General features: G+C 44.8%; 4 protein-coding genes. 3 read left to right on the plus strand and 1 reads right to left on the minus strand.

The window, feature by feature from the left end; translation table 11 throughout:
- Positions 1-1,483, plus strand: a 1,483-nt coding sequence (locus QZ379_RS11430; protein WP_291564739.1) for a DUF4080 domain-containing protein, incomplete at its 5' end; no start/stop codon positions are given.
- A gap of 153 nt (positions 1,484-1,636) precedes the next feature.
- Here the strand turns inward: QZ379_RS11430 and QZ379_RS11435 are convergent.
- On the minus strand, positions 1,637-3,574 hold the full coding sequence (locus QZ379_RS11435; RefSeq protein WP_291564742.1) for an NAD(+) synthase: 1,938 nt from the start codon (positions 3,572-3,574) through the stop codon (positions 1,637-1,639).
- A gap of 178 nt (positions 3,575-3,752) precedes the next feature.
- Between QZ379_RS11435 and QZ379_RS11440 the strand changes: the two genes are divergently transcribed.
- The gene (locus tag QZ379_RS11440) at positions 3,753-4,175 is read left to right on the plus strand and encodes a Fur family transcriptional regulator (protein ID WP_291564745.1); all 423 of its coding nucleotides are present in this window, start codon (positions 3,753-3,755) and stop codon (positions 4,173-4,175) included.
- Positions 4,176-4,223: 48 nt separating this feature from the next.
- Positions 4,224-4,439 (plus strand): rubredoxin-like domain-containing protein (locus QZ379_RS11445; RefSeq protein ID WP_366933617.1); only part of this gene is annotated, 216 nt, incomplete at its 3' end.

Below are 4,439 nucleotides of genomic sequence, written 5' to 3' on the forward strand. Positions count from 1 at the left end.
CAAGCCTGATATTGTAGCATCCACATGCTGGCTCTTCAACCACGAAGCGTTACTCCATATCACATGCCGCGTAAAATCTCTGCTGCCACAGTGCAGGATAATCCTCGGAGGACCGGAGTTTTTGGGAGATAACAGAAAATTCCTTACAACAAACGATTTCATCGAAGGTGTATTCAGAGGTGAAGGCGAAACCGGATTCAAACAGTGGATGAAGCATTTCGACGATAAGGAAGAATGGAAGGACATTGCCGGACTATGCTACATAGACGATAACGGAGAATACTGCGACAACGGTATGGCAAGAGTGACAGACTTCACGGCTTTGGAATATCCTGAAAGAAGCGAGCTGTTCAACTGGAACAAGCCTTTCGTACAGTTGGAAAGTACAAGAGGATGCTTCAACACATGCGCTTTTTGCGTAAGCGGTGGCGATAAGCCGGTGCGAAATCTAAGTATAGACACTATCAGAGAAAGAATAGAAATCATCCACAGCCACGGAATAAAGAACATACGAGTTCTGGACCGTACTTTCAACTACAACACCCGCTATGCAAAAGCATTGCTTGCCCTCTTCCGCGAATATCCGGACATAAATTTCCATCTTGAAATCCATCCGGCTCTGCTTTCTGAAGAACTGAAAGCAGAATTGAAGTCAATGCCCAAAGGACTTCTTCATCTCGAGGCCGGAATACAGAGTCTGAGAGAAATAGTACTCACCACAAGCCGGCGCACCGGAAAACTTGATGATGCGATGAAAGGCCTGAAGTTCCTCTGCTCGCTCGAGAATATGGAAACGCACGCCGACCTGATAGCCGGACTGCCTCACTATCATCTGAATGAGATTTTCGAGGATGTACGCACCCTGGCCGGACTGAATGCAGGAGAAATTCAATTGGAATCGCTGAAACTGCTTCCGGGAACAGAAATGAGAAAAAGAGTAGAAGAACTTGGAATAAGATACTCTACCCTACCTCCATACGAGGTGCTTGAGACAAACGACATTACATCGGACGAACTTCAGACTGCAAGACTCCTGTCACGCCTCCTGGACGGTTTCTATAATGCCAAGGCATGGCAGAAACTCACCCGTCGACTGATAGTGGAGAATGACGACTTTCTGTATCGCTTCCTGGAGCATCTTACAAACATCGGAGTGATAGACCAGCCTATGGGATTGGAGAGAAGAGGAATAATTCTTTACAAGTTCTGCAAGAGCCATTATCCGAAATACACTCTGGATGCCACGCAGGCATGGATAGAAGCGGGAATGTCGCTCAAGAAAGAACCGGCAGAAGCGATAAGGACCAAACACGTCACACCGCCTGATGCATGGGATATAATATTCGGGGAATACGAAGAGAACATGCGCCTGTGCAAACTTCCGACAGGACAGGAAGATAATTATATATGGTATGCCTTCAATCCGGACGAACAAAGTAACGTCCCTGCATTTAAGGCAATAAGCCGGGAAATATCAAAATAAATTCATTGACAGAGAAAGCGTAACACGTACGTGTAACGGGTGGAACACGAGCGTGTCACGCGCGTTACACGAACGTGACACGGGCGTAACACGTACGTGTAACGGTTTCTTTTCTTATGCGTTTCAGGGAAAAACTACGGATGCATGCATAAATCAGCCTATGAGTTCCTCACATTCCTTGAGCCACAAGGCCGAACTTGCATCGCTCGGCATACGCCAGTCGCCTCGAGGACTGAGTGAAACAGAACCTACCTTAGGCCCGTCAGGAAGACATGAACGCTTGAACTGCTGATTGAAGAAACGGCGACAGAAATTAGTGAGCCATTTCTTTATCGTAGTGCTGTCATACATTCCCTTGAAAGCTATCTCTGCCAGGTAGTAAATCTTAGCCGGACGCATTCCGAATCTGAGGAAATAATAAAGGAAGAAATCATGCAGTTCGTATGGACCGACGAGGTCTTCAGTCTTCTGCTTGATATTACCGTTTTCGTCGGCCGGGATAAGTTCCGGACTGATAGGAGTATCTATAATGTCAAGCAGTGTGTTACGCGAGATAACATCCACTCCGGTCTGTGCCACCCAGTTGACAAGGTAGCGCACCAACGTCTTAGGAATGCCGGCATTCACACCGTACATCGACATGTGGTCACCATTGTAAGTGGCCCAACCAAGTGCAAGTTCCGACAAATCGCCTGTACCAATCACCAGACCGCCAATCTTGTTTGCATAATCCATAAGAATCTGCGTACGTTCGCGCGCCTGACCGTTTTCGTAAGTTACGTCGTGAATGGACATATCGTGTTCTATATCCTTGAAATGCTGAATGCAGGCATCCTTGATGCTGATTTCCTTGGTTGTAACCTGCAGTGAGTTCATCAGAGTAAGAGCATTGTTGTATGTACGGTCGGTGGTTCCGAAGCCCGGCATAGTGATACCTACTATACCCTTGCGCGGCAAGCCTAACTTGTCGAAAGTCTTCACGCATACGAGGAGAGCCAATGTAGAATCCAGACCGCCTGATATACCTACCACCACTGTCTTGCAGTTGGTATGAACAAGCCTTTTCGCCAATCCTGCCACCTGGATGGAGAATATCTCCTCACATCTTTCATCAAGCAGCTTTCCTCCTGCCGGTACGAACGGATGAGGGTCTACATATCTCGTGAGAGAAAGATTACGGCTGTTAACCATCTCTGTCTGAATACGCTGTACGCCATCTGCACCATAAGCTCTGACACTCGCCGCAAATGTAGTATTTACCAGACGTTCTCCTCGCAAGCGCTCTACATCTATCTCGCTGACAACCAATTGCTCATCGAACGAGAAGCGTTCAGCCTCGGCAAGCAAAGTACCGTTTTCATAAATAAGTGCATTTCCGGCAAATACAACATCTGTGGTAGACTCACCGAATCCGCATGAAGAGAACACGTACCCAGACAGACAGCGTGCAGATTGCTGTGAAAGCACCGAACGGAGATACTGATGCTTGGCTATGTTTTCTGTATCGGCAGACATATTGAAGATTATCTCCGCACCCTTCAACACCAGTTCAGAACTTGGAGGAACGGGAGCCCATACATCCTCACAAATCTCTATTCCGAAACAGGTATCCGAAGTCTCGAAAAGCAAATCCTTTCCGAAAGGCACTGTCTGTCCGCAAAGTCTTACAGAAGAAATATCTTTATATGTGAGAGATGAAGCAAACCATCTCTGTTCGTAGAATTCCTTATAGTTAGGCAGATAAGTTTTAGGAACTACCCCAAGAATCTTACCCCTCTGGAACACTACCGCACAATTGGCCAAAGTAGAGTTTACCATGACAGGCAGGCCGACAATGGAAATAATATCCAACTGTCGGGTATTGTTAATCACCTGCATCAAAGCCATTTCGGCCTGTTCCAGCAGCAGCTGATGAGAAAACAGGTCGCCACATGAATATCCGGTAAGATTCAATTCCGGGAAAATCACTATCTGAACACCCTTCCCGTCGGCTATCATAATCTGAGCCTCAGTGTGTTGAGCGTTGAATTTACAGTCGGCCACCCTTACCGCAGGAATGGCAGCCGCCACTTTTACAAAACCAAATTTCATATAATTTGTTATATATATAATGTATAGCGACTACAAAAATACAAATTATTCTTTTGCTCAGCAGTAAAGCCAAAAGTAAAAAAAACAAAAAATTAAGTTTGGAACTTGTGGATTAAAAAAAAGTTTGTATCTTTGCTATTGAAATAAAATTGTAACAATTACAGAATTGAAAGAAAGTATGAACGTTTACGAATATTTGCTTAGTTATGAAATAAAGCCATCCGTACAACGCATCGCAATTATGGACTATCTGCTGAAGCACCATACTCATCCCTGTATAGATGAGATATACATGGCCCTGCACGATGATATTCCTACCCTTTCAAAAACAACTGTATATAACACGCTGAAGTTGTTTGTTGAACATGGAGCCGCAAAGATGCTTACGATAGACGAGCGCAACGCTTGTTTTGATGGTGATACATCGGCACACGCACATTTCCAGTGCAAATGTTGCGGTAAAATCTATGACCTGCCAATGCACGTCAACGAAAAAGAAATGAGTGATATGGCAGACAAAGGATTCAGTGTTGAAGAGGTACACAATTATTACAAGGGTGTCTGCCCTGAATGCAAGAAAAACAATTCCGACAAAAACTGAAGTCGGACTGAAAATATTAATTTAACAACTAACTAACTTATTACTATTATGAAGAAATTTATCTGTACAGTATGTGGTTACATCCACGAAGGTGATTCAGCTCCTGAAAAGTGTCCATTGTGTAAAGCTCCAGCTTCTAAATTCAAAGAAATGGAAGAAACAGAAGGTGGTCTTCAGTTTGCAGACGAACACGTTATCGGCGTAGCTAAAGGTTGCGACGACGAAATGATTAAAGACCTTAACAACCACTTCATGGGCGAATGT

This window comes from Bacteroides sp. (genome assembly GCF_019417265.1).
Classification (GTDB): Bacteria; Bacteroidota; Bacteroidia; order Bacteroidales; family Bacteroidaceae; genus Phocaeicola.